The 26,128-nt window shown below is 68.2% G+C and carries 30 protein-coding genes; 7 read left to right on the top strand and 23 right to left on the bottom strand.

The window, feature by feature from the left end; all coding sequences use genetic code 11:
• The 9 genes from B0E41_RS04200 to B0E41_RS04160 all read right to left on the bottom strand — a co-directional run.
• Positions 1-432, bottom strand: a 432-nt coding sequence (locus tag B0E41_RS04200) for a response regulator (RefSeq protein ID WP_143433649.1), incomplete at its 3' end; no start/stop codon positions are given.
• 200 nt (positions 433-632) lie between these two features.
• On the bottom strand, positions 633-1,043 hold the full coding sequence (locus B0E41_RS04195; protein WP_077329156.1) for a hypothetical protein: 411 nt from the start codon (positions 1,041-1,043) through the stop codon (positions 633-635).
• Positions 1,044-1,052: 9 nt separating this feature from the next.
• On the bottom strand, positions 1,053-2,372 hold the full coding sequence (locus B0E41_RS04190) for a multifunctional CCA addition/repair protein (protein WP_077329154.1): 1,320 nt from the start codon (positions 2,370-2,372) through the stop codon (positions 1,053-1,055).
• Positions 2,373-2,411: 39 nt separating this feature from the next.
• On the bottom strand, positions 2,412-2,717 hold the full coding sequence (locus B0E41_RS04185; RefSeq protein WP_077329152.1) for an NIPSNAP family protein: 306 nt from the start codon (positions 2,715-2,717) through the stop codon (positions 2,412-2,414).
• A gap of 13 nt (positions 2,718-2,730) precedes the next feature.
• On the bottom strand, positions 2,731-3,624 hold the full coding sequence (locus tag B0E41_RS04180) for a PhzF family phenazine biosynthesis protein (protein ID WP_077329168.1): 894 nt from the start codon (positions 3,622-3,624) through the stop codon (positions 2,731-2,733).
• A 27-nt stretch (positions 3,625-3,651) separates the two neighbouring features.
• Entirely contained in the window at positions 3,652-4,341 is a 690-nt protein-coding gene (locus tag B0E41_RS04175) for a glutathione S-transferase family protein (RefSeq protein ID WP_077329150.1), read from the bottom strand.
• A 254-nt stretch (positions 4,342-4,595) separates the two neighbouring features.
• Positions 4,596-4,928 carry a metal-sensitive transcriptional regulator gene (locus B0E41_RS04170; RefSeq protein WP_077329148.1) on the bottom strand — a complete coding sequence of 111 codons (333 nt, stop codon included), beginning with the start codon at positions 4,926-4,928 and terminating at the stop codon, positions 4,596-4,598.
• Between the two features lie 70 nt (positions 4,929-4,998).
• Entirely contained in the window at positions 4,999-5,952 is a 954-nt protein-coding gene (locus B0E41_RS04165) for a complex I NDUFA9 subunit family protein (RefSeq protein WP_077329146.1), read from the bottom strand.
• Positions 5,949-7,937 carry a lytic transglycosylase domain-containing protein gene (locus B0E41_RS04160; RefSeq protein ID WP_077329144.1) on the bottom strand — a complete coding sequence of 663 codons (1,989 nt, stop codon included), beginning with the start codon at positions 7,935-7,937 and terminating at the stop codon, positions 5,949-5,951. Before B0E41_RS04160 ends, B0E41_RS04165 begins: the two co-directional genes overlap by 4 nt.
• A 9-nt stretch (positions 7,938-7,946) precedes the next feature.
• On the opposite strand from B0E41_RS04160, the gene B0E41_RS04155 reads away from it, so the two are divergent.
• Together B0E41_RS04155 and B0E41_RS04150 are read left to right on the top strand one after the other, a co-directional pair.
• The gene (locus B0E41_RS04155) at positions 7,947-8,579 is read left to right on the top strand and encodes a 5-formyltetrahydrofolate cyclo-ligase (RefSeq protein ID WP_077329141.1); all 633 of its coding nucleotides are present in this window, start codon (positions 7,947-7,949) and stop codon (positions 8,577-8,579) included.
• 4 nt (positions 8,580-8,583) lie between these two features.
• Entirely contained in the window at positions 8,584-9,744 is a 1,161-nt protein-coding gene (locus tag B0E41_RS04150) for an alpha/beta hydrolase (protein ID WP_077329139.1), read from the top strand.
• A 22-nt stretch (positions 9,745-9,766) separates the two neighbouring features.
• Here the strand turns inward: B0E41_RS04150 and B0E41_RS04145 are convergent, their stop codons facing one another.
• The 3 genes from B0E41_RS04145 to B0E41_RS04135 are packed head-to-tail and all read right to left on the bottom strand — an operon-like array spanning position 9,767 to position 12,005.
• Positions 9,767-11,140 carry a sensor histidine kinase gene (locus tag B0E41_RS04145; protein WP_077329137.1) on the bottom strand — a complete coding sequence of 458 codons (1,374 nt, stop codon included), beginning with the start codon at positions 11,138-11,140 and terminating at the stop codon, positions 9,767-9,769.
• A 21-nt stretch (positions 11,141-11,161) separates the two neighbouring features.
• A complete protein-coding gene (locus tag B0E41_RS04140) occupies positions 11,162-11,539 on the bottom strand; it encodes a response regulator (protein WP_077329135.1) in 378 nt (125 codons plus the stop codon).
• Positions 11,540-11,576: 37 nt separating this feature from the next.
• On the bottom strand, positions 11,577-12,005 hold the full coding sequence (locus B0E41_RS04135) for a BON domain-containing protein (protein ID WP_077329133.1): 429 nt from the start codon (positions 12,003-12,005) through the stop codon (positions 11,577-11,579).
• A 322-nt stretch (positions 12,006-12,327) separates the two neighbouring features.
• On the opposite strand from B0E41_RS04135, the gene B0E41_RS04130 reads away from it, so the two are divergent.
• The gene (locus B0E41_RS04130; protein ID WP_077329131.1) at positions 12,328-12,960 is read left to right on the top strand and encodes a response regulator transcription factor; all 633 of its coding nucleotides are present in this window, start codon (positions 12,328-12,330) and stop codon (positions 12,958-12,960) included.
• Between the two features lie 27 nt (positions 12,961-12,987).
• Here B0E41_RS04130 and B0E41_RS04125 read toward each other — a convergent pair whose 3' ends face one another.
• The 6 genes from B0E41_RS04125 to B0E41_RS04100 all read right to left on the bottom strand — a co-directional run bounded on the left by B0E41_RS04125 (position 12,988) and on the right by B0E41_RS04100 (position 19,270).
• Positions 12,988-13,572: a hypothetical protein gene (locus B0E41_RS04125; RefSeq protein WP_077329129.1), complete on the bottom strand. Its 585-nt coding sequence runs from the start codon at positions 13,570-13,572 to the stop codon at positions 12,988-12,990.
• Positions 13,569-13,952 (bottom strand): phage holin family protein, encoded by a 384-nt coding sequence (locus tag B0E41_RS04120; protein WP_077329127.1) that lies wholly within the window; start codon positions 13,950-13,952, stop codon positions 13,569-13,571. The genes B0E41_RS04125 and B0E41_RS04120 overlap by 4 nt, the downstream gene beginning before the upstream one ends.
• Before the next feature lie 85 nt (positions 13,953-14,037).
• Positions 14,038-14,463, bottom strand: a complete 426-nt coding sequence (locus B0E41_RS04115) for a hypothetical protein (RefSeq protein ID WP_077329125.1) — start codon at positions 14,461-14,463, stop codon at positions 14,038-14,040.
• Between the two features lie 162 nt (positions 14,464-14,625).
• Positions 14,626-17,022: an AI-2E family transporter gene (locus B0E41_RS04110; protein ID WP_143433647.1), complete on the bottom strand. Its 2,397-nt coding sequence runs from the start codon at positions 17,020-17,022 to the stop codon at positions 14,626-14,628.
• Positions 17,023-17,120: 98 nt separating this feature from the next.
• Entirely contained in the window at positions 17,121-18,038 is a 918-nt protein-coding gene (locus tag B0E41_RS04105) for a DMT family transporter (RefSeq protein ID WP_077329121.1), read from the bottom strand.
• A 215-nt stretch (positions 18,039-18,253) separates the two neighbouring features.
• Positions 18,254-19,270 (bottom strand): LysR substrate-binding domain-containing protein, encoded by a 1,017-nt coding sequence (locus B0E41_RS04100; RefSeq protein WP_077329118.1) that lies wholly within the window; start codon positions 19,268-19,270, stop codon positions 18,254-18,256.
• Positions 19,271-19,398: 128 nt separating this feature from the next.
• Here B0E41_RS04100 and B0E41_RS04095 point away from each other — a divergent pair, with 128 nt between their 5' ends.
• A complete protein-coding gene (locus tag B0E41_RS04095; RefSeq protein WP_171984658.1) occupies positions 19,399-19,878 on the top strand; it encodes a DUF2917 domain-containing protein in 480 nt (159 codons plus the stop codon).
• Here B0E41_RS04095 and B0E41_RS04090 read toward each other — a convergent pair.
• Positions 19,864-20,241, bottom strand: coding sequence for a TfoX/Sxy family protein (locus B0E41_RS04090; RefSeq protein ID WP_077329166.1), 378 nt, complete (start codon positions 20,239-20,241; stop codon positions 19,864-19,866). The genes B0E41_RS04095 and B0E41_RS04090 overlap by 15 nt on opposite strands.
• 185 nt (positions 20,242-20,426) lie before the next feature.
• On the opposite strand from B0E41_RS04090, the gene B0E41_RS04085 reads away from it, so the two are divergent.
• Entirely contained in the window at positions 20,427-21,026 is a 600-nt protein-coding gene (locus B0E41_RS04085; RefSeq protein ID WP_077329114.1) for a TetR/AcrR family transcriptional regulator, read from the top strand.
• Between the two features lie 112 nt (positions 21,027-21,138).
• On the top strand, positions 21,139-22,128 hold the full coding sequence (locus B0E41_RS04080; protein WP_077329112.1) for an MBL fold metallo-hydrolase: 990 nt from the start codon (positions 21,139-21,141) through the stop codon (positions 22,126-22,128).
• 83 nt (positions 22,129-22,211) lie between these two features.
• On the opposite strand, the gene B0E41_RS04075 is transcribed toward B0E41_RS04080, so the two are convergent.
• Positions 22,212-22,634, bottom strand: coding sequence for a PKD domain-containing protein (locus B0E41_RS04075; protein ID WP_077329110.1), 423 nt, complete (start codon positions 22,632-22,634; stop codon positions 22,212-22,214).
• A 108-nt stretch (positions 22,635-22,742) separates the two neighbouring features.
• Here B0E41_RS04075 and B0E41_RS04070 point away from each other — a divergent pair, with 108 nt between their 5' ends.
• Positions 22,743-23,996 carry an anion transporter gene (locus B0E41_RS04070; RefSeq protein WP_253194601.1) on the top strand — a complete coding sequence of 418 codons (1,254 nt, stop codon included), beginning with the start codon at positions 22,743-22,745 and terminating at the stop codon, positions 23,994-23,996.
• On the opposite strand, the gene B0E41_RS04065 is transcribed toward B0E41_RS04070, so the two are convergent.
• Genes B0E41_RS04065 through B0E41_RS04055 form a run of 3 tightly spaced genes read right to left on the bottom strand, consistent with a single transcriptional unit; the run spans position 23,986 to position 26,081 of the window.
• Positions 23,986-24,774 (bottom strand): amino acid ABC transporter ATP-binding protein, encoded by a 789-nt coding sequence (locus tag B0E41_RS04065; RefSeq protein WP_077329106.1) that lies wholly within the window; start codon positions 24,772-24,774, stop codon positions 23,986-23,988. The two genes, B0E41_RS04070 and B0E41_RS04065, sit on opposite strands and share 11 nt — an antisense overlap.
• Positions 24,761-25,411: an amino acid ABC transporter permease gene (locus B0E41_RS04060; RefSeq protein WP_077329164.1), complete on the bottom strand. Its 651-nt coding sequence runs from the start codon at positions 25,409-25,411 to the stop codon at positions 24,761-24,763. Before B0E41_RS04060 ends, B0E41_RS04065 begins: the two co-directional genes overlap by 14 nt.
• The gene (locus B0E41_RS04055) at positions 25,404-26,081 is read right to left on the bottom strand and encodes an amino acid ABC transporter permease (RefSeq protein ID WP_077329104.1); all 678 of its coding nucleotides are present in this window, start codon (positions 26,079-26,081) and stop codon (positions 25,404-25,406) included. Before B0E41_RS04055 ends, B0E41_RS04060 begins: the two co-directional genes overlap by 8 nt.
• Positions 26,082-26,128 lie beyond the last annotated feature (47 nt).

Genomic DNA, 26,128 nt, shown 5'->3' with positions numbered 1-26,128 from the left:
CACCCGCCGCGGGCAGCTTGCGCGTGGACCCGGTGCTGCCGCGCGCCTGGCTGGGCCGAAGGCGGGCAGGCTGGCGCGCCGCAACATCGACTGCAGACGGGCCAGCAGCTCGTCGCGGTTGAAGGGTTTGGTGAGGTAGTCGTCGGCCCCGGCGTTCAGGCCCTCGACCCGGTCCTCGATGCCGTCGCGCGCCGTGAGGATCAGCACCGGCAGGGCCGGCAGGCGCAACCGAAGGCGCCGCAGCACCGTGAGCCCGTCCAGCTTGGGCAGGCCGAGGTCGAGCACCACACCGTCAAACGCATCGCTCTGGAGCCGCTCCAGCGCCTGCTCGCCGTCGGTGGCGGTGTCGATGCGGTGACCCGCCTGCATGAGCTGGGCGCTCAGTCCGTCGCGCAGCAATTCGTCGTCTTCAACAATCAACAGGTGGGCCATGCGGCCAAATTATCCGGGCTTTTGGCGGAGTCCCCTCTTCTCATCCAGCTTTGCATGGCACCGGAGCGCCACCCCGATGCATGAGACGGTGCAGCCCAAGGGCACCGCCGGGCCGGCTTTGCCGGACGGCCAGTGCCGTCCCCCTCCCGCCGAAGGCGAGAGAGGGGGGTGACGCGAAGCGGCGCGGGGGGTGCTTCCCTTCAAGCGTCTTCCATGTTCCAGCGAAAACCGCAGCGTTTGCAGCACACCGGCACCAGCCGGGTCGCGGGTTCGGCGGTGCGCGCCTGGTCGAGCAACAACAGCCCATAGGCTTTGCATTGCCCGCAGTTGGCCTGGTTGGCCATCTCTTCGGCGTGCATCAGCAGGTAGAGGTAACGGCGCAGCGCCCAGAGCGACACGCTGGCGCAGATCAGCACGAAGGCCGTGTCGATCAGTTTTTCGGTCCAGTTGCCGCCTTTGAAGGCCTCGAAGCTGGCGATCAGCGCCACCGCCGACACCAGGGCCAGCGCCATGTGGGCGTGGCTGGAGAGCAGCTCACGTTCGTACCACTTGCGGAAACCGAAACGGCGGATGCCTTCGGGCAGGGCAGGGTTGAACGGGTTGCTGGCCATGTTGGGCTCCTAGGGGTCGGGGTGCTCCAGATTCAGGGCCAGGGCCACGGCGCGGCAGCGGGCCTGGTGGATGGCGTTGGCGATGCGGTCACCCGTCGCCATCGCGCTGGCCTGTGCATTGTGATCCGGATGCGTACCGTGCTGCTGGGCCGCGCGTGCAATCCCCGCGGTATCGACCGATTGCGCCGCCGCCAGCACGCCGCGCAGCCTGGCGCTCTGGGGGTAGGGGTTGTCGCCATGCCCGAGGCGCCCACGGGCATCGCACTCGCAGGCCAGCAGCACATCGACAAACCGCTCCGGGCGCCGCAATGCATCGCAGCGCTCCAGCAGGCGCACCAGCGCCGCCGCATTGAACTCGCTGCTGCGGTGGATGTGGCCGTGTTCCCGCGCCACCACGTCGGCCAGCTCGCGGCTCTCGCGTGGCACACGCCAGCGCTCGCACACGCCGCGCAGCAACTGGGCGCTGCGCTCTTCGTGGCCGAGGTGGCGCGGCAGGATGTCGGCCGGCGTCGTTCCCTTGCCCAGGTCGTGGCACAGGCAGGCGAAGCGCACCGGCAGGCCCGCGCCCAGCCGCGCGCTCATGTCGAGCACCATCATCAGGTGCACGCCGGTGTCCACCTCGGGGTGGTAGTCGGCGCGCTGTGGCACGCCCCAGAGCCGGTCCACCTCGGGCAGCAGCCGCACCAGCGCGCCGCACTCCCTGAGCACCTCGAACATGCGGCTCGGGCGCTGCTCCATCAGCCCGCGCGCGAGTTCTTGCCAGACCCGCTCGGGCACCAGGTGGTCCACCTCACCGGCGTCCACCATGTGGCGCATCAAGGCGAGGGTTTCGGGCGCGACCGAAAAGTCGGGGAAGCGGGCGGCAAAACGCGCCAGCCGCAGGATGCGCACCGGGTCTTCGGCGAAGGCGTGGGTGACGTGGCGTAGCACCCGATCGCGCAGGTCACGCTGGCCGTCGTGGGGGTCGATCAGCCGTGCGCGGGTCGGGTCGTCGGCCTCCGCCTGGGCCACCGCCATCGCGTTGATCGTCAGGTCGCGCCGCGCCAGATCGGCTTCGAGCGTGACGCCCGGTTCGGCGTGGAAGGCGAAGCCGTGGTAGCCCGGCGCGGTCTTGCGCTCGGTGCGCGCGAGCGCGTACTCCTCACGGGTTTCAGGGTGCAGAAAGACCGGGAAGTCGCGGCCCACGGGCAGGAAGCCCTGTTGCACCATGGCCTCGGGCGTGGCGCCGACCACGACCCAGTCGCGGTCCACGTGGGACGGCTCGGACGTGGCACTCTGGGGGCTCATCAGGGCGTCGCGCACCGCGCCACCCACAAGGTAGATCTCCATGGCGCCAAGTGTAGAGGCGCCGGCCGGGGCCTGGGAGGCTCAGTCGAACACGGGCCTGAAGAAGCTGCGCTCGTAACTGAGGATGCAGCGCGTTTCTTCGGCGTAGCGGAACGCGGCCTGGCAGTCCGGGTCTTCGAAGGAGCGGGACCGGTAGTCTTCGTAGAGCGCCAGGCTGGGGAAGCTGAACAGGGCCAGTGCGATGTTGTTCGCGCCTTCCGAGGGCAGGAAATAACCGTGGTGCTGCCCGCCGAATTTTTCAACGAGTGGAATCCAGAGCTTGCCGTAGTGCTCGAATGCCTGGAGCTTGGCGGGGTCGATGACGTAGCGCAGATAGCAGGTGATCATGGGATGAGATTCTTCAGTCGTCGAAAGAAAGCCGCTGTGTCTGGGCCAGACGCGCGGTGCCGCCGGCCCACAGGCGTTCAATGCCCGAGGAGCCGATGTCCAGCGAAACATGGATCAGGCTGGGGGACGGGTGGGGCATGAGGCGGCCCTGTTCCAGCGCGAAGCGGGTTGGGGCCATGCCCAGCCGGTCGTGCAGCCAGCAGGCCAGCGGCCCGGCGGCCATGCCGGTGGCCGCTTCCTCGTTGATGCCATAGCGTGGCGCGAACATGCGCGCCGCCGCGTGACGACCCGGCATGTCGGGCTGCAGGCAGAACACATAGAACCCGATCAGGTCATGGGTGTCGCTGAGGCGGTGAATCCGTTCCAGCTGGGGCTGGATGGCGGCCAGGCGCTCGCGGCTGCGCACGCCCACCACCAGGAAGGCATTGCCCGTGTGCACCACGGCAGGCGGGCGCCCGACGATCAGGTCGTCGGCCTGCAGTTGCAGCGCGTCCAGCACCTGCTGCATGGGGTCGCCGGTGGCGATCTCGGTGTAGGTGGGCGCGCTTTGTTCCATGGCCACGCGCGAGCCTTCAATGAGGATGGTGCGGTTGCCGTCGATGGTTTCCTTGCTGTGCACCCCGCCGGGCAACTGGCCCAGATGCTGCATCAGCCAGAAGGCGGCGATGGTGGCGTGGCCGCAGTGGGCGATCTGCTGGGTCGGGGTGAAGAACGCCAGCCGGCGCGAAGCGATCGCCGATGCGTCGACGAAAACGGTCTCCGACAAGCCCAGGCGCGCGGCGAGCGCCTGGCGCTGCTCGGCGCCGAGCCCGTCGGCGGCCAGCACGACCCCGGCGGGGTTGCCCCCGATGGCCGACCCGGCCTGGTCGTCGACGAAGGCGTTGACGGTGTGAACGGTGACATCCATGGTCATTCCTTCTGGCCCGATGGCCGCTCAGCGCCCCAGACGGTAGGGTTCTTCGAAATCGAGGAAGTCGTGTTCGGCCAGCGCGCCGTCGATCCAGGCCTTCACCCCGGGCAGGGCGGCCACACGGTCCACGTAGGCCTGCAGGTCGGCGGGCAGGGGCAGGCCGTAGGTCTTGATGCGCATGCACACCGGGGCGAAGGTGGCGTCGGCGATGCTGAAGTCGCCGAACAGCAGGGCGCCTTCAGGTTGCGCCGCCAGCAGCTCGCCCCACAGGCCGCACAGCCGCGCCACGTCGGCGCGCACGCCGGCCTGGTCGCGCCAGATCAGGCGGCCGGTGTCGGGCAGCGAGGCCTCGATGTTCATCGGACAGTGGCTGCGCAGCGAGCCAAAGCCGCTGTGCATTTCGGCGCAGACGCTGCGCGCGCGGGCGCGCTGTTTCGGATCGACCGGCCACAGGGCCTTCTCGGGAAAGCGCTCGGCCAGGTACTCGGCGATGGCCAGCGTGTCCCAGACCGCGAAGCCGTCATCGACCAGCACCGGCACCTTGCCCACCGGGTTCACGCCGCGCAGGCCCTTCTTGAACGCCGAGTCCGCCGCGAACGAGTCGAAGCGCACCATGACTTCTTCGAACGGAATGCCGGCCTGCGTCATCAGCACCCAGGGGCGCATGGACCAGGACGAATAGTTTTTGTTGCCGATGTAGAGCTGCAATGCCATGGGGAAAATCTCCGTGTAGGGAAGCCCATGCTAAGCCACGGCTGGCGACGCATTGATGCCAAAAAACCGCGGTATTGATTCGAGCGCAGGGTGGTGAGGCCAGCAGCCTCCGGCGAGAAGTGTCCTACCCAGAACGCCGCGGAACCGGCTTCGCCGCGAAGTGCCTCAGCCCAGAACGCGGCGGAACTGGCTTTGCCAGGCTGCTCGCGTTGCCCCCTCGGGGGGTAGCGCGAAGCGCTGCGGGGGGAGCCTTCTCATGCGTATTTTTCGAGAATCCGCGTCGAGCGCTCGACCTCGCGAAAGGTCTCGTCTTCCGACTCCGACACCGACACCGCTTCCATCACCGAGCAGGCCATCATCCGGTAGAAGGCCTTGTCCATGGCCTTGCGCGCAGCCGACATCTGCTGTGCCACGTCTTCGCAAGGGCGGCCACTCTCGACCATGTCGATCAGGCCACGCACCTGCCCTTCGATGCGCTTGAGCCGGTTGACCACGTCGCGCTGGTGTTCGAACCGGAAGGCGGCCGAGGTGGACGGCGGGGTGGTGGCTGCTGCAGCCAGCTTGGATTTCGCGGGGGTGGTGGCCATGGGGAGTCCCGTGTGGTGAATCGGATCGAGTGTGCCAAAAATTCAAAAGCCCTGGCAGCCCAACGCTGTGTCAGCGGCGCAGGCCGCGTCGGAATCCGTCCAGGTGGCTGCGGCCGCCGCGCTGCCCGAGGTAGCCTGGTGCCACCGCCCGCACCGACGCAGGCTGAATGCCCAGGGACGACAGCCCGGGCCACTGGCCGTTCGCGACGTTGTCCACCTGCATGGCCGCGAGGTTGTCGCGGCTCATGAGCGGCTCACCGGGCATCAGCTCCATCAGGCGCGCTTGCAGACGGCCGAGCGCCATCGGCAGCGGCAACACCGGCCGGGCACGGCTGCCGAATGCCCCGGCAATGTGCACCAGCTCGGCCAGGGTCAGCACCTCGGGCCCGGCGCAGTCGAAGGTCTGGCCCACGCTGCTCATCGGCAGGCCGCTGTCGCGCAGGCAGGCGATCACCGCGCTGGCCACGTCTTCTACCCACACCGGTTGGAATCGCGCGGTGGAACCGGCCAGCGGCACCACCGGAAACACCGCCTGCAGTTGCGCAAACAGGTTCAGGAATCGGTCGCCCGCGCCAAAGATCACGCTGGGCCGCAGGATGCTCAGCTCCAGCCCGGCAGCGCGCAGAACCTCTTCGCCCCGGGCCTTGCTGCGTTGGTACATGGAGGGGCCATCCAGTGCCACACCCAGCGCACTCACGTGCACCAGCCGCCGCACGCCCGTGGCCAGGCAAGCCCGCGCGAGGGTGGCGGGCAAGGTCACGTGGGCACGTTCGAAAGACGCTTCGTTGCCGTGCAGGATGGCGACGAGGTTGACCACCGCGTCGTGCCCTGGCAGCAAGCGCACCAGGCTGGCTTCGTCGTGCACGTTGGCCTCGATCACGGTCAGTCGAGGCAGGTGCTGCACCGCCGCCGCGTTGAGGGCGCGCCGCGTGGGCACCGTGCTGCGCCAGCCCTCGCGCTGGATTTTTTCGCAGACATGGCGGCCGACAAAACCGGTGCCGCCGAGCACGAGGATGTTGTTCAAGGCAGTTCTTTGTTGATGGCGTTGGGGTCCGTCGCCGGGCCGACCACGCCCATGCGCGCGCGCAACGACTGCGGCTGGCCGGTGATCAGGGCCGCGTAGCTGGTGGTGTTGGCGAGCACCTTCTTGACGTAGTCGCGGGTTTCTTCGAAAGGGATGTTCTCGGCCCAGATTTCGCCCGGGAGCACGGCGCCCTCGCGCCAGGCGCGGGCCCGCTGCGGCCCGGCGTTGTAGGCGGCGGCGGCCAGTGGGAGCGAGCCTTCCAGGTCGTCGAGCGCGAACTTCAGGTAGGCGGTGCCGATCAGGATGTTGGTGTCGCGGTCCGTGATCTGGTGCGATTCGAAGTCGGTCAGGCCGATCTTGCGCGCGGTCCAGCGCGCGGTGGCCGGCATCACCTGCATGAGGCCCGAGGCGCCCACACCCGAGCGGGCGTCGGTGATGAAGCGGCTCTCTTGCCGGATCAGGCCATAGACGTAGGCCGGGTCGAGCCCGATCTCGGCCGAGCGCTTGAGCACCAGCGCGCGGTGCGGCATCGGGAAGCGCTGCGTGTTGTCTTGCAGGTCGCGGCTGCGCTCGCTGGTGTTGATGCAGCGGTCCCACAGCTCGTTCTGGCAGGCCAGCGCGGCGGCGGCCAGCAGCTCGCGGTCGGACATGCCGCCGGCCGTGTGCAGGTTGGTGCTGTAGTTCCACTCGCGCACACCTTCGCTGCGCAGACCCAGCCGGATCGCGGCCAGCGCCCGCTGCAGGCCGGGGTGGGCCTGCAGCCAGGCCAGCTCCTGGGGTGTCAGCGGGGCGGGCGCCGGTGGCGTGGTGATGGGCCGTCCCAGTTCTTCCATGGCCAGCTGCTCGTGGTAGCCACGGGTCGAGGCGATGGATTCATAGAGGGCGAGGGCCTGGATCTGGGCGGCCAGCACGTCGGGCTCCTTGAGCGCCTGCAGCGCGCGCGCGCGCCAGTAAATCCAGATGGTCTCGTTGCGCTGCGCCTCACCCATGGCCGCAATGGCATCTCGCACGTGGCCCCAGGCGCCGGCACGCAGGCCTGCGCGCGCCTTCCAGGCCAGGTGGTCGGCGTGCATGAGCCGGTCTTCGCCGTTCACGAACGCAGCCAGGGCGGGCCCTTGCGGTGTCTGTGCCAGGCGTTTGCCGATCACGCCCCAGAGCCAGCTGCGCTCTTCATGCGTGAGCTGCGTTTTCCAGCGCATGTGTTGCATCTCGCGCGCGGCGGCCGCGGTGTCCAGGCTGGCCAGGCGGATGATGGCCAGCGTGACCAGCTCCTTGGTGCGCGGGCGGATGGCGGTGAACTTCTCGTCGAGGTAGCGCGCGGGGTCCACGGCGATGGCGCTGACCATCCCGACCCAGTCCGGGTTCAGCAGGGCAACGGCCTGGGTCACGACCGCGGGGCGGTTCGTTTCCATCGCCAGGCGCGCGCGCTGCCAGACCACCTCGGGCTTGAGATGGCCGCTGTCGACGAAGGCCTTGGCCGCGGTGGCGCAGCCGTCGTCGGCCTCGCGTTGCGCGTGCCAGAGCTGCGCGACCTGCCGGGCCGCTTCGTCGGCCGGCTTGCGGCGCGCCACGGCGTCGAGCATCAGCGCGTAGCACTGCACCTGCTTGTCGTCGTTCATGCGGTAGCGCGGCAGCTCGGCTTCGAAATTCACCCAGTCGCGTTGCTTGCCCAAGCGCAGCAACCAGTCGTTGCGCAAGCGGTCTTCCCAGTAGGTGCCGGCCATGCGCTCCATCGCCGCGCGAAGCTCGGCGGGGCTGGCGGTCTCCAGCCGGGCCTTGGCCTCCCAGTAGACGCCCAAGGGCTCGAGCACATGGCCGCGCACCCGGGGCAGCAGGCTGCTGAGCACCTGCGTGTGGTTGCGCCGGAAGGCGTCGCGCATCTCCAGCAGGGCCGCATCGGCACTGCCTTCTGCCCACGCCGCGCCCTGCATCAGCAGCGCAGCCATAATGGGCACAAGACCCTGTTTCAGGCTCACCAGTTTCATGCGGCGATTATGGACAACAAAGACGTTCAACCTGCAACCGTTCGGCCTCTGGAGGGACCCAAACCCGCCTGGCGCAAACAACTGATCGAGAAGCGCCAGAACCTGGCCGACCGGGCCTGGCGCAACGATTTGTTGCAGCGCGTGATGCGGGTCTGGCTGATCCACCGGCCCGACGCCGTGATCGGCGCCTACTGGCCCATCAAAGGCGAGTTCGACCCCCTGCCGGCGCTGTTCCGATGGCAGGAGGCGGGGCTCGAAGAAGACGCCCAGGGTGCCCAGAAACACCGCCGCATCGGCTTGCCGGTGGTCAACAAGATTGATAAGACCCTCACCTTCTACAGCTGGTTCCCCGGCTGCCCGATGGAAGAAGACGCCTACGGCATCCCGAAACCCAAAGACACCGAGATCATCGAGCCCACGCTCATCTTCGTGCCCTGTGTGGGCTACGGCCCCGGCGGCTACCGGCTGGGTTACGGTGGCGGTTTCTACGACCGCACGCTGGCTTCGCTGAGCCCCAAGCCCTTCACCGTCGGGCTGGGCTACGACTTCTCTTACCTGCCCGACCTGGTGCCCGAGTCGCACGACGTGCCGCTGAACGCGATCCTGGCCGACACCGGCGTGATGTGGCCCGTGAGTGGGTGACGCGATGAGCGGCCTGATGCACCAGTGGGTGCAAATCGCCTACCGCGAAACCAGCGCCTTTACCGAGACCTACGGTTTTGCCGGCAGCCAGGGCGCGGTCCACCTGGAGGGCCTGCTGATCAGCGCGCCCGGCGCCTCGCGAGAGGTGGTGTTCCTGATGATGCACCCCAGCTCCACGTTGCAGCTGCTCCCCTTGCCGCCCGCGCTGGCGGCCGCCGGTTACCCGGTGCTGTGCATGGGCAGCCGCTACGCGAAGAACGACACCGCGCTGATCATGGAAAAGGTGGTGCTGGACATGGGCGCCTGCGTGCGCCATGCCAAGGAGGTGCTGGGTTTCGAGCGCGTGGTGCTCATGGGCTGGTCCGGCGGCGGCTCGCTGGCGCTGTTCTACCAGTCGCAGGCCGAGCGGCCGACGATCACCCAGACGCCAGCGGGCGACCCCGTCGATATCGTCGGCGCGGGCCTGATCCCGGCCGACGGCGTGGTGCTGGAGGCCGCGCACCGCTCGCGCGCCCAGTGCCTGCGCGACTGGATCGACCCGTCCGTGATCGACGAGGCCGACCCCGATCAGCGCCTTCCCGCTTTCGACCTCTATGCGCCCTCGCTGCCCTACCAGGCGCCGTACCCGGCCGACTGGCTGGCGGCCTACCGTGCGGCCCAGCTCGCGCGCCTGCGGCGCATCACGGCGCGCGTGAAAGACACGCTCGACGACCTGCGGCGCCGGGGTGGTGCCGAGCTGGAGCGGGGTTTCGTCACACACCGCACGCTGGCCGACCCGCGTTTTCTCGATGGGTCCATCGATCCCAACGGCCGCCCCGTGGGTCGCTGTTATCTCGGCGTGCCGGAAACCGTGAACAGCGGGCCGGTGGGCATGGCGCGCTTCTCGACGCTGCGCTCCTGGCTCTCGCAATGGTCCATCGACGACTCGCGCGCCGACGGCGAAACCTGCGCGCGGCAGATCAGCGTGCCGCTGCTGGCCATCGAGCACGGGGCCGACGACGCCGTGCCGCAACCCGACATCGGTCTCATGTTCGCCGCTGCTGGCAGCGCCGACAAAGAGCTGCACGTGATCGCCGACGCGAACCACTACTTTCAGGGTCAACCGGTGCCGTTGCAGGCGTCGGTGCAGCTGGTCAGCGACTGGGTGGCGCGCCAGTCGAGTTGATCACCGGGCGGTGAGAGGGCCTTCAGACGGACGGCGAGGCCGCCGGGGTCGCGGGCAGCTCGGCGGTGATGGTGGTGCCGTGCCCCGGCACACTGAGGACCGTCAAGCGCCCGCCGTGCGATTCCATGCGCACCCGCATGCCGCTCAGGCCGTGGCGGCCATGTGGCACCCGGGCCGGTGAAAACCCCTGTCCGTCGTCCTGCACCGTGAGACGCACCACCGGGCCGACCTGAATCAAGCGCACTTGCACCCGGGCGCTCTGCGCGTATTTACCGATGTTGGTCAGCGACTCCTGCGCGACCCTGAACAGCGTCAACTCGGCGTTGCGGTCCACGGCAACGGGCTGCAAATCGGTCTTCACCGGTTGGCCCAGCACGCCGGCCATGTCGCGGCACAGCATGTCCAGCGCCGGCACGAGCCCCAACTGGTCCAGCGACGACGGCCGCAGGTGTTCGATGATGCGGCGCTTGATCGCAATGCCTTCGTTGAGACGCGCTTCCACCGACGCCAGGCGCTCGGTGGCTTTCTCCGGCATGTCGGGCAGGCGGCGCAGCCGGGCAAATTCCAGCTTCATCGCGGTCAGCAGCCCGCCCATCTCATCGTGCAGCTCGCGCGCGACATGGGCCCTTTCGTCTTCACGCGCATTGACCAGGTGGGTGGCCATCTCGGTGAGCTCGGCCGTGCGCTCTTTCACCCGGTCGGCCAGCAGCAGCCGCTCCCGGGCCAGCTTGCGGTCTTCCGCGCGCAACAGGCGCTGGAAATAAAACAGGGCCAGCGCGGTGCCCAGCGCCAGCACGTGGATGGCCAGGCGGTTCAGTGACAGCGCCTGGTACAGGGAGAAACGCGCGGTCTCCTGGAGGCTGGCAGAGGTGCGCAACACCAGGTCGAACTCCTCGCGCAATTCGTCGCGGCGCGTGCGCGTGACGGCGCTGACGGACGCGGCGACGGCCTTCGCCTTGTCGCCCCGTTCATACGCCTCCACCCAGGCATCGGTGCCTTGCACGTGATCGGCCAGCAGCCGCTCTACGCGTTCGAGCGAGATGGTGTTGTAGGGGTCCATCTGGTGCACCAGCGCGAACGCGTCGTTTTTCAGGCTATCGAGGCGCTGCAGTGTCTCCCGGTACTTGGCGAGCTCCTGGGGGGCGTTCGACATGAGGTACGACCGCGCGTGCAGGTCCGTGTCGGTGAGGGCCTGCAACGCATCGGCCGACCGGATGCGCGCATCGGTGAGGGCGATGCCGCTCGACAGGGTGCGGTGGGCGTGCTGGTAGGCGGTCTCGTTGATGCCGATGGCCACCAGGCTGACCACCACCACGACCGGCATGAGGTAACGTCCGCGCGCCACCCATTCGATGGTGGAGCGCAGCTTGCCCGGCGTGGTGTCGTCCATGTTCATGTGTCGGGGCTGGGCGGGTGGTCAAGCGCCGGGCATGGCTTCGCAATAGGTGATCAATTCGTCCAGTTCCCTCGATTTGTCAAAGAGCTGGTCGGCGCCGAGGTCGGCGCAGCGCCGGCGCATGTCGGGCGAGGGGTAGTTGGTCAGCACCACGCGGCGCATGGGCAGGTTCAGCGCCTGGGCGCGCGCCAGCACACCCAGGCCGCTTCCCGAGGCGAGGAAGATGTCCACGATGACTAGGTCCAGGTCTTCCCTTCGCGCTTCCAGTTCCCGCACCGCGTCGGCCTCGGTGCGCGCGGAACCGACCACGCGCACCGGCGTCAGCTCCTCCAGCGTGGCGATCAGGTCTTTCAGGATGACGGGGTTGTCCTCCACGATGAAGGCGCGAACAGGGGACATGGTCGGTGGTCGTCGGAAGCGGTGAAGGGGGTGGGGGTTACGGCTTCTTGACCAGGGTGAGGTGGTTCTTCACGTCCACCACGCCCGTGACCGCCTTGGTCAGGGTGGTGGCCCGTTGGATGGCTTCAGCGTTGGGCGCGGGTCCGTAGAGCGACACCACGGCGTTGGTGGTGTCGACGTTGATGGCCCGTGCACTCAGCTCGGAGTCGGTGGCCAGCGTGCCTTTGACGCGGGCCGTGATGACCGCGTCGGAGGACTTGGCCGACACCGTGTTGACGGCGTTGACCGCGTTGTCCTTGACATCGGTCGCGACCTCTTTCGACTTTTCAATCGCGCTGTCGACCCGCTGGCCCACGGTGGGCGTGGGAGCGGGTGCCGTCTGTGCGCAGGCGCCGAGGCTGGTCAGGGCGGCGATGGCCCAGACCGCGAGCGCGGTGCGCCCAGGAAAGTGGGTGTGTTGGGACATGGTGTTGAGGCCTCTCAGTGAACGACATCGCCACCGCGCCGGGCGTTCAAGCCCAGTGTATCGGTGGCGCTTCCGTGGGGTTGTAGGACATGGCTGACAGAAAGCAGCAGCGACGTGTGTCGCCGGGCTGTATGGACACTGTAGGTTTTGGAGCGAATGGCCGGTGTCGGCGGGCACAGTGTTGATCTGTAGGACAGGGCGCCGTCGGTGCGTCGGAGCGGGTCCGATCCGGGGGCGCCATTCACCCTGCGGGCAGGGCTTTGATTCCCGAGCTACAGTGCGCGTTCTTGCGCACAAGGCGCACCAGACACGGAGGCACGGGATGATTCGAGTGGGGATCGTGGACGACCACAAAATCGTGCGTGCAGGGCTCAAACAGTTCCTGTCCGAGCACGTGGACCTGCGCGTGACGGGGGAAGCCGGCAATGGGGTCGAGGCGCTGGACATGGTGCGGCAAGGCGAGGTGGATGTGTTGCTGCTCGACCTCTCCATGCCCGAACAGGGCGGTGTCGATGCGCTCAAGGCCATCAAGGCACGCTGCCCCGAGCTGCCCGTGCTCATCCTCAGCGGATTCCCCGAGACGCACTACGCCATCACCCTGCTGCGCCAGGGCGCCAGTGGCTATCTCAACAAGGAGTGCGACCCCGAAGAGATCGTGCAGGCGATCCGCACGGTGTCGATGGGCCGCAAGTACGTCAGCCAGGCGGTTGCGACGCTGCTGGCCGAAGGGGTGGCAGGGGGCCTGGATCGGCCGGCTCACGAACTGTTGTCAGAGCGCGAGTTGCAGGTGTTTCTGCGCCTGGCCAAGGGCGAGACCATCGGCAGCATGGCCGAGGCCATGTTTCTCAGTGTGAAGACGGTCAGCACCTACCGCACGCGGGTGCTGGAGAAGCTCAAGCTCGGCAGCAACAGCGACCTCACCTACTACGCCATGACCCATGGCCTGATCCAGTAGCGGGCTTCGGCCCAGGGAGCGGTGGCGCTACGAGGTGTCGCCCGAGGGCCCCGCACTGGCTTCGCGGTCCGGGGCCTGTTGCGCCCGTTTCCCCATGTCGTTGACCCAGGACGCGAGCGCGCCAGCCAGGGCCATCTGCACCGAGGCCTGTCCCAGTTGCGACCAGAGCACGCCCCCAAGGTTCGCGCGCCACGGTGCCCAGCGGTTTTTCGCCGCACCGAGAACCCTGGGCGTCAGCGTCGCGAGAACCATCCCGGCCGCCGCGCCGACCGCCAGCGCGGCCCAGGGGTGGCGGCGCACGACGGGGTTGACCTGCTGCGCCACGGCCGAGGCCACCAGCTCGGCCGGCCCGTGCCAGGGTTGCCGCCGCCACCACCGGCGCACCAGCGTCTGGCCTGCGCTGAACAACCCGAGCCCTGCGCCATCCCGCCGCATGCGCGCGGCCAACGACGCGGCCGGGAACCCGCGGGCGCCGGCTGCGCCCGTGCCAGGCGTTGGGGCCTGCTCGTGAGGGGCTGGCTCTTCGGGCAACAAGGCCAGGATCAGCCGGGTGCGAGACGCCTCGATCCGTGCGAGCGCAGCGGCCTTGCGCTGAGATGGTGGGGTGTTCATTCTTCGCCCAGAATTTTCAGTGTGGCCATGTCCTGCGCCCATTGCGCGCGCAGGGCCTCAAAGGCCGGGGCATCGTGGCGCGTGGCCGCGACCCAGGCGAACACAACCGCGCCCACCAGTGGCACCGCGGGCACCGCCCACAAGAGCCAGGGCATGGGCATGGACGCCAGCGGCACCACCGCGCACAGCAGCAACGAGGTGCCCAGCAGCATCAGTCCGACGAGCCCCAGCACGGCGGTGGTCACCCAGAACAGCGCGCGCGATTTCAGCTGGTCCGTCACGCCCTGCCACTCGGCCAACGCGAGATCGGCATAGGCGTCGGCGTGCTCGGTGAACAGCGTGGGCTGCTTCGCCAGGGTGATGAACAAAGGGTGGAGCATGGCGGGCGCGCTTTCTGCAGGTGGCATGTTCAACCAGCACCCGCGAAAAAACCCGCCGGAGCGGGTCTCTCGCAGGCGGGCGGGTTCAGTGGCTGTTGGAGCGGTGGTTGCGGGTCGCCCAGCCGATCACCAGGGCGGCGGTGGCGCCAGCGGCCATGGCGATCAGGATGGCCTTGGTGGGCTCCCGGCGCACGTAGCTGGTGGTCTGGTCGTTCAGCTGATGGGCCTTGTCGGCCACCACTGCGCGGGCGGCACGCGCTTTTTCAATGCCGGCGCGGGCCAGGTCTTCGGCCGAGTGCGCGGCACGGGCGATGGTCGCCGGGATGGCTTCGCGCAGGTGACGCACGCCCGACTGCAGGTGCTTCTCGGTCTCGGCGGTGACGCGCTGTGCATCGTTCATCAGGTCGTCGGCTTTGCCGACGGCACGGGACATGGCGACCTCTGCGGCGCTGGCACCGGTGTCCGCCATGTCCTGGGCGGCGGTGGCAATGTTTTTGGCGGTGGGATTCATCATGTGCTCCTTGAATGGGGTGAGTGAGGGATGGGTGGCAACGCCTGTCGCAGCGATGAATAAAGTTTAGGAACGCCGTGGCGTCGGTGGTGTCGGTCAATCCCACGGCCTGACGTAGGACTGGGCCGACACGGCGCCGCACTCCCGCGTTGGGGACGTGTCTCAGGCGGGGTGGCCGCGCAGCCCGACGGTCAGGCCGGGACCGATGGCGGGCATGGTGGCCGCCTTCTCGGGCGCTTCGCGGCTGCCGGGCGACCAGGCCATGAGCAAGGCCTGCACGTCGGGCGCGAGCTCCGTGGCCATCTGGGACAGCAGCTCGGCTTCGCCAGCGGCCAGCGCGTGACCCTGGGGCGCGTGCACCGCGAGCACGCCCAGCACCGCCCCATGGGTGTCCAGCACCGGTCGGCTCGCCATAAAGGGGTGACGCTCCAGCGCCGGATGCTGGAGGTCGACCAGCGCCGGGTCGGGCGGCGACACCTCTGGGGGCAGAAATTCGGTGGACCAGCCGGGCTGGGGCACATCCCCCGCCAGCAGGCAGCGCACCTGGGTGGCGCCGGTGCGCAGCATGAGGCTCGCCGCGGGCACACGGAACACCGCTGCGGCGCGTTGCACGCTGCGATGAATCGATGCTTCCAATGCCTCCACGGCTGTCGGCGCGGTCGCGGCGTCCGGTTGGCCGGGACCGTCGCCACCGTCGTCGTGCGCCGACGGTGGCTCTGCGGTGCGCTCGTGCTCGGCCAGCGCCAGCACCTCGGGCAGCCGGAACAACACGGCCGTCACCCCGAGGGCCTGTTGCCGCTCGGGCGACGCCAGCGCTTCGGCGCCGCGCCAGGCCACCAGCCGGACCACGACCCCCGGCCAGTGGCGGCGCAATCGCCGGCACACCAGGCGCACCTGCGTGTCGGGTGCTTTGGACAAGGAACACAGGTAGACCACCTGCACCGACGCCGCGTCGCGCAGGTCCGACCGCGCCTGCTGGAGGGAGGCCACCGGCAGGGCGCGGGCGCGCAGGCCGGCGTGGGCCAGCGCGTGCGCCAGCATGTCGGCCGACAGGGTGTCGAGCTCGGTGCGCAGGCCCACGCACAGCATGTTCGGCGCCAGGGCGTCCGACGCTTGCGCGGCGGTGTCGTCTGCCTGCAGCTCGGCCACGAAACGCGCCGTGCCGTCGAGCAGGCGGTGGCGGTGCGCGGCGGTCACGCCTTCGTCGCTCAGGCGGGCGGCGAGCCCCAGCATCGGCAAGGCGGTGTCGCCGTAGAAGCGCGCCAGCGAGGTCTGCCGGACCTCCTGGTAGGCCATGTCCTCCGCCTCGTCGAGGTCACCGGAAATGAGCCGATGGTAGAGCTGGGTGGCACTGTCGAACACCGGTGCGCTGCCGAGCAACACCTCCAGGAATTGCAGCGGCGCCAGGTGGCGGCCGATCACCACCAGACACACCGTCAGCGGTGTCGCCAGCACCAGGCCCAGCGGCCCCCACAGGGTGGCCCAGAAGGCGGCGGAGATCAGCACCGCCAGCGGCGACACCCCTGTGCTGCCGCCGTAGGCCAGCGGCTCGACGACGTTGTTGCTGATGAGCTCGAGGACCAGGATCAGGGCCAGTGTCCACAGCACGACCGACCAGCCCGGGTCCACCGCGAACGCCAGCACCAGTGGGGAGATGGCCCCGATGGCCGGACCGAGATACGGGATGAAGCGCAGCAGCGCTGCCAGCCCGCCCCAGAGCCAGGCGCCGGGCACGCCGATCCACCACAGGCCCAGCGCCATCGGAATGCCGTAGCCCACGTTGACCAGCACCTGGGCCAGCAGGTAGCGGCTGACCTTCTCGGCCGACTCGGACAGGGCGTCGGCCATCTGGTGCTGGTTGCCGCCCATCACCCGGAGCAAACGGTCGCGCAGTTCGATGCGCTGCAGCAGCATGAACATCACCAGGATGATGACCAGGCCCGCCGTGGCCAGCTGCACGCCCACCGTGGTCAGCACGTTGACGGCCACCTCCAGCGGGCTGCTGTCATCGGTCTCTACGACGACGCGGGTGGTGCCCGGGTTGTCCTTCTTGCCCATGTCCAGGGTCTTGGTGGCGGCGTCGAACTCGCGCATGACCACGCTGAAAATCCGGCCGAATTCCCTCATCGAACCCGACGGCACCGCCGCCGGCCGCAGGTCGTGCAGCTTTTGCTGGATGTTCTTGCGGTAGGTGGGCAGCTCCTGGCCGAGGTCGCTGACCTGGTTGGCCATCAAGGCGCCGACGCCGATGAGCAAGGACAGCGCCAGCGTCAGCACCGCGCCCACCGCCACCCCGCGCGGCACCGAATGGCGGCGCAGCCAGGTCACCACGGGGTCGAGCACGAACGCGAGCAGCGCGGCGAACGCCAGCGGCATGAGCAGTGTTTTGCCGTGGTGGAGGGCGAGGATGCCCAGGCCCAGCGCTGCGCCGGAGAACACGAAGCGCTGCACGCCCGGCAGCACCTGGGTTTCCGTGGTGCTGGCCGCCGGTACGGCCGCGGTGGAGGGAGTGGCCTCGGGCGGCTGGGACGGTTCGGGATTCGATGGGGAGGTGTTCACGGCAGGGAGCTCTTGTGGAGGTTCGGCCGCTGTGACGGGCCTGCGCTGGGGTGAGGATGCGGGTCCATTTTGCGCGCCCTGCGCTGCGGGCGCTCGCTTCAAGGGTGTTCCGCGTTGGCGTGCACCTCGCTGATGCGCTGTTCGCGGCGCACGAGGTAGAGACCGCTGCCCACGATGATGGCCGCGCCGAGCCAGGTGTGTGCGCCCGGCAGGGTCTGCCAGATCAGCCAGTCCAGCCCCACGCCCCAGGCCAGGGCGGTGTATTCAAACGGCGCCACTGCGCTGGCCTGCCCGCTGCGGAAGGCCTCGTTGATCGTGAGCTGGCCGAGAAAACCCGTGACCGCGAGCGCCAGCAGCAGCGCCGCGTGGTCCAGCGACACCGGCTTCCAGTCGGACCACGCCAGCAAGCCGCCGCCCACGCTCATGAACACCATCATGGTCAGGATCAGTGACTCGGTGCTGTCGGTGCGGCTGAGCAACCGGCCCGCGACGGCGGCCACGGCGTAACAGAAGGCCGCGATGATCACGGCGATGCCGCCGGTGGTGGCGAAACCGGCCTGCAGGTCACCGCCGCTGGGCCGGATCGCCACCAGCACGCCGACGAAGCCGACCCCGATGGCCCACCAGTGCGCCTTGGGCACGCGCTCCTTGAGCACCGGCACCGACAGCGCCGTGATCAGCAGCGGCGCGATGAAGAAGATGGTGTAGGTCGCCGACAGCGGCAGCTCGCTCACGCCACGCGTGAACAGCGAGAGCATGGTGATGCCCAGCAGGCCACGCAGGATGTGCAGCGACCAGCGCAGGTTTTTCAAGCGGCCCCAGCCCCGTCGCCACTGGATCCAGGCCAGCACCAGCGGCAACGCCGTCAACCCGCGCAGGCACGCCATCTGCAGCGGCGGGTAGTGCGCCGACAGCGTCTTGAGCACCGCGTCCATGAGCGAAAAAAACATGACCGCCAGCAGCATGTTGACGATGCTGCGCAGGTTGCCGGCGGCGTGTTGGGCGGGAGTGGTCATGGGATCAGAAGAAGAGCCGCGCAGTCTGCCTGAAAGAGGATGGTTCTTCAGGCGCCACCCAAAGCGGTGCAGAAGGAACCGCTGTCCGCGACACGCGTCCTCCACCGGAGCGCGTGCCCGAACCGAGCACACGCCGAAGATCCGGCTTCGCCGGTCCAAGGGCGTGGTCCCCCTGGGGGGACGCCGCGCAGCGGCGCAGGGGGGAGCCGATCCGTTCAATCGATATGGTCTACGGTGTCCGGGTCGGGCACATCACCCACCGCTTCACGCGTGGCCGCGGCCTGCTGCTGCAGCCAGTCACTGAAAGCCTTCACCTCCGGGCGCTGCACGCTGCGTGGCGCCACCACCAGCCAGTACACCAGCGGCGAATCCAGCCGCATCTGGGGCAGCGGCTCAACCAGGTCGCCGCTGGCCAGGCTCTCGGCCACCAGCGGCAGCCGCGCCAGCGCGACCCCCTGACCGGTGAGTGCCGCCTGAACGATCTGGTGCGCGTAGTTGAAATACAGCCAACGCTGGGGTGAGAGTTTGGTCTTGACTTTGCTGCCGCTGCGCGCCGCGCCCGCGGTCGAGAAGTTTTCAAGCCAGCGCTGCCAGGTCAGCCACTCCAGGTGGCGCGTGCGGTGCGCGTCGCCGGCCTCGATCAGGGTCACCTTGGCGAGGTCGTCCAGCGTGGCGATGCGGTGGGTTTTCAGCAGCCAGGGGCTGGCCACGGGCGTGAGCTGCTCGCCGAACAGGCGGATCGCGCCGGCCGGCATGGCTTGGGGCACCGCGTAGCGCAGCGCGAGGTCGACGTCGGCCGTGCTCAGGTCGACCGCGACATCGGATGCGTCGATGCGGATGTCGATGTCCGGGTGCTCGCGCTGGAAGGCTTCGAGGCGCGGGATCAGCCACATCGAGGCGAACGAGGCCCAGGTCGTGATGGCCACGCTCTTGCGCCCGGCGCTCTGCCGGATCTGCCGCACCGCCGCATCAATCCGCTCCAGCGCCGACCCGGCCGCCCGCAGCAGCTGGGTGCCCGCACTCGTCATCTCCACGGCGCGTGTGTGGCGCAGGAAGAGGGCGGTGCCGACCTCGTCTTCCAGCGCCTGTATCTGCCGGCTGACCGCGCTTTGCGTGAGGGAAAGCTCTTCGGCAGCGGCCCGGAAGTTGAGGTGCCTCGCCACCGCCTCGAAGGCGCGCAGGTGGCCGGCCGAGATGGGGCGGGTGCGGGGGTGGCTGGAGGTGAGCTGCATGGTCAACGGGCGGATGGTGGCGGCGGGATTGATGCGCTTATCGAATCAATAGCTTACCCCCATTTCATTGGACGGGCGGGCCTGTGCGCGAGAAGATGCCCTCCAATCTGCTGTTTTTGGAGTACGTCATGTCCCACTTCTCTGCCCCCGCTCTCCGTCACCTGCCCGTGGGCGCCTGGCGCCTGCACCCTGGCCACGCCATGAGCCTGCAGCCCAGGCAAGCCGCCGTGTTGCGCGTGTACTGCGGCCGGGTCTGGGCGACCCTGGGACAAGGCGCCGAGGCGGGCGCGCCCGACGACGGTGGCGACCGCTTCCTGGGCCCCGGCGATGTGCTGAGCGTGCCGGCCGGTGCGAGCCTGGTCATGGAGCCGGTCGCGGTCCCCGGCGATCAGGGCCCCGTGCATTTCGACTGGAGCGATGCCGCCACGGCGTTGGCGCCCAGCCGTTTTGCCCGCGAGGTGGGCGCCCCGGCGCGGGAGTTGCGCTCCTCGCTCGCGCACGCCGCCGTGGCGCTGACGCGCATGGTGTTTGGGCTGCTGGGCTACAGCGAGTTCCTGGTGGCGGGGCGCGGACGGGTGCTCTCGCCGCTGGAATCACTGCGTTCTTGAGGCCGGCTTGCGGCGGGGCGCCGGCTTGCGCGCCGCGACCGCCGCCTCCAGTGCCAGCCGCGCCCATGGCGCCATGAGCGCGGGCGATTCGAGTGCGTCGTCTGGGGGAGTGTGGTATTTCACCTGGACCGTCTTGCCCTTGGCCTCGTACTCAAAAGGCCGCCCGCCTGCCGCCAGCCACCGGGGCACGGTCAGCGCATTCGACTTCAGGTAGAGCGTGTCCTCGATCACCAGGCCGATGTTCATGCCGTCCACCGACAGCCCGTAGCCGCCGAACATGCGCACCGCCTTGCACGGCCCCAGGCAGGACAGCAGCTCGCAGGCGTGGAGGACAAACGGATCGGTGATGGGTTTGATGGCCATGCCGCCATCGTAGTGAGCCGTGAGCAAGGCAACAAGCAGCGAGCGCGAAATGCCTAAATCCCAGAACGCCGCGGAACTGGCTTTGCCAGGCCGCCAGCGTTGCCCCTTGAGGGGCGGAGCGGCTACGCGCAGCGAGCAAGCGACGGGGGTGGGCCACATCCTGCATGGGTGGACAATGTCCACCCATGGCCCGCCCCAAATCCGCTACCCACGACCTTAAGCGCGATCAAATCCTCGACGTCGCCGCCCAGTGCTTCGCCCAGCAGAGCTTTCCGGCCGCGAGCATGAACCACATCGCCACGGCCTGCGGCACCAGCAAGGCACGGCTCTACCACTACTACGAGAGCAAGGAAGCGATCCTGTTCGACCTGCTGGATCGGTACACCCAGCGCCTGTTGGCGCTGATCGGCGAGGCCGAAGCGCGTGCCCAGCGCAAAAACCTGAGCGAGCGCGAGGCGCTCAACGAACTGGTGCGCGCCTTTTTGGACGAGTACGAAAGCTCGGCCACGCGCCATGTGGCGCTGGTGTCGGACACCAAGTTCCTTGGCGAGACGCAGCGCGAGCTCATCCTCAACCGCCAGCGCGACGTGGTGGCAGCCTTCACCCGCTTTCTCAAACGCGCCTACCCCGAGCGCGTGACGCCCGCCAACCAGACCGCGCTGACCATGATGCTGTTCGGCATGATCAACTGGACCTTCACCTGGCTGCGCCCGGGTGGCTCCATGAGCTATGCGGCATTTGCCGACGAGGTGGTGGCCGTGCTCGAAAAGGGCTTGACGGCCTGAGCCCCAGCGCAGGTGAAGGTTATTTGTTTACTTATACGTAATCGATTTCGATTAGTTAAAATCTGCCAGGTTGCCGATCTGCGCGGCCAACCCCCACACACAGGAGACTCCCATGAGCAAAGCCTTCGCCTCCCAGGCCGACCTGGCCGACAAAAAGATCACTTTCGAACAGCTCAGCGCGCACTGCTGGGCCTACACCGCCGAGGGCGACCCGAACTCGGGTGTGATCATCGGCGACGAATTCATCATGGTCAGCGACGCCACCGCCACACCGGCCATGGCGCGCGACCTGATCAAGCAGATCCGCACCGTCTCCCAGAAGCCGATCAAGTACGTGCTGCTCACGCACTACCACGCGGTGCGCGTGCTCGGCGCCAGCGCCTACTTCATCGAAGGCGCGACCGAGATCATCGCCAGCCAGGGCACGCTGGAGCTGATCCAGGAGCGCGGTGCGCAGGACATGCAGAGCGAGATGGAGCGCTTCCCGCGCCTGTTCCGCGGTGCCGACTCGGTGCCGGGCCTGACCTGGCCGACCATGGTGATTGGTGGCGGAGACCCGGTCAAAGGCGAGGTGCCCGGCAAGCTGTCGATCAACCTCGGCGGTGTGGTGGTCCAGATCTGGAGCCCGGGCCATGGCCACACACGCGGCGACACCATCGCCTGGGTGGAAGAAGAAAAGGTGCTGTTCAGCGGTGACCTGGTCGAATACGAAGCCGGCGTCTACACCGGTGACGCCCAGCTTGAAGAGTGGCCGGCAACGCTGGAAGCCTTGCGCTCACTGAATGCCGAGTTCATCGTGCCCGGTCGCGGCGAAGCCATGAAGGGCAATGCCGACGTGAACAAGGCGCTGGACTACACGAAGCGCTGGGTGACCACGCTGTTCGCGGCCGGCAAGGAAGCCGCTGCCGCCGGCATGGACCTGAAGGCCGCCATGGCCCACACCCGCAAGACCATGGACCCGGTGTTCGGCCAGGTGTTCATCTACGAACACTGCCTGCCGTTTGACGTGAGCCGTGCCTACGACGAAGCCAGCGGCATTAAGAACCCGCGCATCTGGACGGCCGAGCGCGACATGGAGATGTGGAAGTCGCTGCAGGGCTGAACTGCACCGCTTTTTGCGCAACAAAAAACCCGCCACGGCGGGTTTTTTGTTGATGCCAGCCTGAGCGGGCGGGGAAGACGCCTCTATGGGGTGACGGTCGTCGTGGTGGATGTGTCTGATTCTGTATCGGTGGTCGTGTCGGTCGTGCTGGTGGCCAGCGCTTCCTTCACCGTCAGCGGCTCGGTCACGGTGGCTTCGCGCCCGGCACTGTCGGTCACGGTGAGTTCGATCGTGTAGGTGCCCGCCTTCTCATAGGTGTGGGTCACCACCTCGCCTTTGGCGGTTTCACCGTCGCCGAATTTCCATGACCAGCCGACCGCGATATTGTCTTCTGGCATGTTGGAGACGATCGAACCCGAAGCGTCGAACGTCAGCTCGGTGCCCGCTCGCGCGGTGCTCGGCGTGACTTCAAAGATGGGCACAGGCAGGCAGCCCGTGAGTGCCAGCGCCACGAAGCTGGCCAGCAGGAATTTCGAGAAGGTGAGGTTCTTGTGGGTGGATGTCATGTGTGCTCCCGGATCGTTGAAGGATGATGGTAATCCGATTCACCCGGGGTGATCTACCGAGTTGCCCCGACAATGGTGTATCCATCTGTAGCTTTTCTGCTCCCGCCTGTGCCTTTCGCCCCTTCCACACCCGCCCACTGGGGCGTTGTCGCCGTGTTTGCCACGGTCTACCTGGGCATGTTCCTCGGCGGTCTGCCGCGCCTGAAGCTGGACCGTTCGGGGGTGGCGCTGCTGGGTGCCATCGCGGTGATCGCGCTCACGGGCATGCCGCTGGAAGACGCGGCTCGCTCGGTGGACCTGCCCACCATCGTGCTGCTGTTCGCCTTCATGGTGGTGTCGGCGCAGATGCGCCTGGGCGGCTTCTACACCGAGGTCACGCGCCGCGTGGGCGCCATGCCGCTCTCGCGTGCGGGCTTGCTGGCGGCGCTGATCGCGGTGTCGGGTGCGTTGTCGGCCATCTTCTCCAACGACATCGTCTGTCTGGCCATGACGCCGGTGGTCGCGCGCCTGTGCCTGCAGCGCGGGCTGAACCCGATCCCGTTCCTGATCGGGCTGGCCTGCGCGGCCAACATCGGCTCGGCCGCCACACTGATCGGCAACCCGCAGAACATGCTGATCGGCTCGGTGCTGCAGCTGCACTTTGCCGACCACGCGCGCCAGGCACTGGCGCCGGTGGGCGTCAGCCTCGCGCTGCTCTGGCTGTGGCTGGCCTACGGGCCGGGTGCGCGGGCCGGGGCGCCTGAGACGGCAGGGCCGGTGGCGACCCCGGTGAGCACGGACGACGAGCTGTTCAACCGCTGGCAGACGGCCAAAGGCCTCGTGGTGGCCGCGGTGTTGATGGTGGTGTTTCTGTTCACCGACTGGCCGCGCGACGTGGCGGCGCTGGTGGGCGCGGGCGTGTTGTTGCTCAGCCGCCGATTCCACTCGGCCGACGTGATCGGCTCCGTGGACTGGCCCTTGCTGTTGCTCTTCATCGGCCTGTTCGTGGTGAACCACGCGTTTGAGCAGACCGGGCTCTCTGCGCAGGCTGTGGCCTGGCTGGCCACCCAGGGTGTTCACCTGAGCGACCCCGGTGCGCTGGTGGTGGTGGGCGTGCTGCTGTCCAACCTGGTGTCCAACGTGCCGGCCGTCATGCTGATGTTGCCGCACCTGGGCGCCGACCCGCAGCAGGCCGGCGTGCTGCTGGCACTGGTGAGCACCTTCGCCGGCAACCTGCTGCTGGTGGGCTCGATCGCCAACCTTATCGTGGCCGACCTCGCGGCCAAGGAGGGCATCGTGCTCGACTGGAAACGCCACTTGCTCACCGGCCTGCCGGTGACGCTGCTCTCTCTGGGGATGGTGTGGGCGTGGTTCAGTCTGTGATCGACGACAGGAACTGCTGCAGCTCGGGCGTCTGCGGGCTGCCGAAGAGCTGATCGGGCGGGCCCATCTCGTGCACGCGGCCCTGGTGCATGAAGATCACGCGGTCGCTCACCTTGCGGGCAAAGCTCATCTCGTGCGTGACCATCAGCAGCGTCATGCCCTCGTCGGCCAGCGACTCGACCACGCGCAGCACCTCGCCCACCAGTTCGGGGTCGAGCGCCGAGGTGATTTCGTCGCACAGCAGCACGGCCGGGTCCATGGCCAGGGCGCGGGCGATGGCCACGCGCTGCTGTTGACCGCCCGAGAGCTGATCGGGCCAGGCGTCGAACTTCTCGGCCAGGCCCACGCGGGCGAGCAGCTGGCGGGCGCGCTGTTCGCCCGCCGCCTTGTCGGTCTTCTTCACGAGCCCGGGGGCGAGCATCACGTTGCGGCCCACGCTCAGGTGCGGGAACAGGTTGAAGCCCTGGAAAATCATGCCCACGTGCTGGCGCAGCTCGCGCATGGCGGCGGCGTTGCCGTGCAGCAGGGGCTGGCCATCCACGCTGAGCGCGCCCGACTGGAACACCTCCAGCCCGTTGATGCAGCGCAGCAGCGTGCTCTTGCCAGAGCCGCTCTTGCCGATGATGGCGATCACCTCACCGCGCTTCACCTGCAGGTCGATGCCCTTGAGCACCTCGTTGCTGCCGAAGGACTTGCGCAGCGCGCGGATGTCGACGATGGGGCCGTGCGTGTTGGGGGTGGCCATCGCAGGCGTGGTCAGGGTGTCAACGGTTGACATTCATCTTCCTTTCGAGAGAGCGAGCGGTGAGGCTCACGGGGAAGCACAGCGCGAAGTACATCAAGGCCACACAGGCGTACACCAGGAAGGGCTGGAAGGTGGCGTTGGTGATCATGGTGCCGGCCTTGGTGAGCTCCACGAAACCGATCACCGAGGCCAGCGCCGTGCCCTTGATCACCTGCACCAGGAAGCCCACGGTGGGCGCGATGGCGATGCGTGTGGCTTGCGGCAGCACGACGTAACGCAGCTGCTCGGCGAAGCTCAGCGCCAGGCTCTGCGCCGCTTCCCACTGACCCTTGGGCACGGCCGCCACGCAGCCGCGCCAGATCTCGCACAGGAAGGCGCTGGTGTAGAGCGTGAGCGCCAGCGCCGCCGAGACCCAGGCCGAGGTGTCCACGCCGAACAGCGCGAGCCCGAAGTAGGCGAGGAAGAGTTGCATCAGCAACGGCGTGCCCTGAAAGAGCTGCACGTAGCCGGCCACGAAGCGCTCGGCGCCCGGCCAGCGCGCGGTGCGCGCCACCAGCAACGCCATGCCCACGAGCCCGCCGCCAACGAAGGCGATCAGTGAGAGCGCCACCGTCCAGCGCGCGGCCAGCAGCAGGTTGCGCAGGATGTCCCAGAGGGAGAAATCAACCACGGGCACCTCCCCGTCCAAAGATGAAGCGCGGGCCGGCCCAGTTGAGCAGGGCGCGCACGCCCATCGACAGCAGCAGGTAGATGCCGGTGGCGATGATGAAGGCCTCGAACGCGCGGAAGTTGCGGCTCTGGATCAGGTTGGCCGCGTAGCTCAGCTCTTCGGTGGCGATCTGCCCGCACACCGCCGAGCCCAGCATCACGATGATGATCTGGCTGGTGAGCGCCGGCCACACCTTGCGCAGCGCGGGCGGCAGCACCACGTGCACAAAGGTCTGCGCCTTGCTGAGCGCCAGGCTGGCCGCCGCTTCAAACTGGCCTTTGGGTGTGGCCTCGATGCCGGCACGCACGATCTCGGCCGCATACGCCCCGAGGTTGACCACCATCGCGATCACCGAGGCGATCTCGGGCGTGAGCTTCACGCCCGCCGCCGGCAGGCCGAAGAACACGAAGAACAGTTGCACGATGAAGGGGGTGTTGCGGATCAGCTCCACATAGGTGCCCACCACCCAGCGCAGCCACACCGGACCGTGGCTGCGCGACCAGGCGCAGGCCACGCCCAGCAGCAGGCCGAGCACGGCCGAAACCGCCGTCAGGCCCAGCGTCCACAGCACGCCGTGGATCAGCAGCGGCCACTGGGCCAGCACGGCCAGGAAATCGAATTCGATGCGCATCCGGATTCCTCCAATGTGTTAGCGGGGCAGGCGCGGCGGTTGCGCCG

The sequence above is a fragment of the Hydrogenophaga sp. A37 genome (genome assembly GCF_002001205.1).
GTDB lineage: Bacteria > Pseudomonadota > Gammaproteobacteria > Burkholderiales > Burkholderiaceae_C > Hydrogenophaga.
The sequence above is the reverse complement of the archived record's forward strand: the minus strand, read 5'-3'. Positions and strand labels throughout refer to the sequence as shown.

What these genes read in the sequence shown, in the direction of transcription:
- B0E41_RS04195 (WP_077329156.1), bottom strand. Translation starts at nt 1,043, where the DNA reads ATGGCCAGCAACCCGTTCAACCCTGCCCTGCCCGAAGGCATCCGCCGT.
- B0E41_RS04190 (WP_077329154.1), bottom strand. Translation starts at nt 2,372, where the DNA reads ATGGAGATCTACCTTGTGGGTGGCGCGGTGCGCGACGCCCTGATGAGC.
- B0E41_RS04185 (WP_077329152.1), bottom strand. Translation starts at nt 2,717, where the DNA reads ATGATCACCTGCTATCTGCGCTACGTCATCGACCCCGCCAAGCTCCAG.
- B0E41_RS04180 (WP_077329168.1), bottom strand. Translation starts at nt 3,624, where the DNA reads ATGGATGTCACCGTTCACACCGTCAACGCCTTCGTCGACGACCAGGCC.
- B0E41_RS04175 (WP_077329150.1), bottom strand. Translation starts at nt 4,341, where the DNA reads ATGGCATTGCAGCTCTACATCGGCAACAAAAACTATTCGTCCTGGTCC.
- B0E41_RS04170 (WP_077329148.1), bottom strand. Translation starts at nt 4,928, where the DNA reads ATGGCCACCACCCCCGCGAAATCCAAGCTGGCTGCAGCAGCCACCACC.
- B0E41_RS04160 (WP_077329144.1), bottom strand. Translation starts at nt 7,937, where the DNA reads ATGAAACTGGTGAGCCTGAAACAGGGTCTTGTGCCCATTATGGCTGCG.
- B0E41_RS04155 (WP_077329141.1), top strand. Translation starts at nt 7,947, where the DNA reads ATGGACAACAAAGACGTTCAACCTGCAACCGTTCGGCCTCTGGAGGGA.
- B0E41_RS04150 (WP_077329139.1), top strand. Translation starts at nt 8,584, where the DNA reads ATGAGCGGCCTGATGCACCAGTGGGTGCAAATCGCCTACCGCGAAACC.
- B0E41_RS04145 (WP_077329137.1), bottom strand. Translation starts at nt 11,140, where the DNA reads ATGAACATGGACGACACCACGCCGGGCAAGCTGCGCTCCACCATCGAA.
- B0E41_RS04140 (WP_077329135.1), bottom strand. Translation starts at nt 11,539, where the DNA reads ATGTCCCCTGTTCGCGCCTTCATCGTGGAGGACAACCCCGTCATCCTG.
- B0E41_RS04135 (WP_077329133.1), bottom strand. Translation starts at nt 12,005, where the DNA reads ATGTCCCAACACACCCACTTTCCTGGGCGCACCGCGCTCGCGGTCTGG.
- B0E41_RS04130 (WP_077329131.1), top strand. Translation starts at nt 12,328, where the DNA reads ATGATTCGAGTGGGGATCGTGGACGACCACAAAATCGTGCGTGCAGGG.
- B0E41_RS04125 (WP_077329129.1), bottom strand. Translation starts at nt 13,572, where the DNA reads ATGAACACCCCACCATCTCAGCGCAAGGCCGCTGCGCTCGCACGGATC.
- B0E41_RS04120 (WP_077329127.1), bottom strand. Translation starts at nt 13,952, where the DNA reads ATGCTCCACCCTTTGTTCATCACCCTGGCGAAGCAGCCCACGCTGTTC.
- B0E41_RS04115 (WP_077329125.1), bottom strand. Translation starts at nt 14,463, where the DNA reads ATGAATCCCACCGCCAAAAACATTGCCACCGCCGCCCAGGACATGGCG.
- B0E41_RS04105 (WP_077329121.1), bottom strand. Translation starts at nt 18,038, where the DNA reads ATGACCACTCCCGCCCAACACGCCGCCGGCAACCTGCGCAGCATCGTC.
- B0E41_RS04100 (WP_077329118.1), bottom strand. Translation starts at nt 19,270, where the DNA reads ATGCAGCTCACCTCCAGCCACCCCCGCACCCGCCCCATCTCGGCCGGC.
- B0E41_RS04095 (WP_171984658.1), top strand. Translation starts at nt 19,399, where the DNA reads ATGTCCCACTTCTCTGCCCCCGCTCTCCGTCACCTGCCCGTGGGCGCC.
- B0E41_RS04090 (WP_077329166.1), bottom strand. Translation starts at nt 20,241, where the DNA reads ATGGCCATCAAACCCATCACCGATCCGTTTGTCCTCCACGCCTGCGAG.
- B0E41_RS04085 (WP_077329114.1), top strand. Translation starts at nt 20,427, where the DNA reads ATGGCCCGCCCCAAATCCGCTACCCACGACCTTAAGCGCGATCAAATC.
- B0E41_RS04080 (WP_077329112.1), top strand. Translation starts at nt 21,139, where the DNA reads ATGAGCAAAGCCTTCGCCTCCCAGGCCGACCTGGCCGACAAAAAGATC.
- B0E41_RS04075 (WP_077329110.1), bottom strand. Translation starts at nt 22,634, where the DNA reads ATGACATCCACCCACAAGAACCTCACCTTCTCGAAATTCCTGCTGGCC.
- B0E41_RS04065 (WP_077329106.1), bottom strand. Translation starts at nt 24,774, where the DNA reads ATGTCAACCGTTGACACCCTGACCACGCCTGCGATGGCCACCCCCAAC.
- B0E41_RS04055 (WP_077329104.1), bottom strand. Translation starts at nt 26,081, where the DNA reads ATGCGCATCGAATTCGATTTCCTGGCCGTGCTGGCCCAGTGGCCGCTG.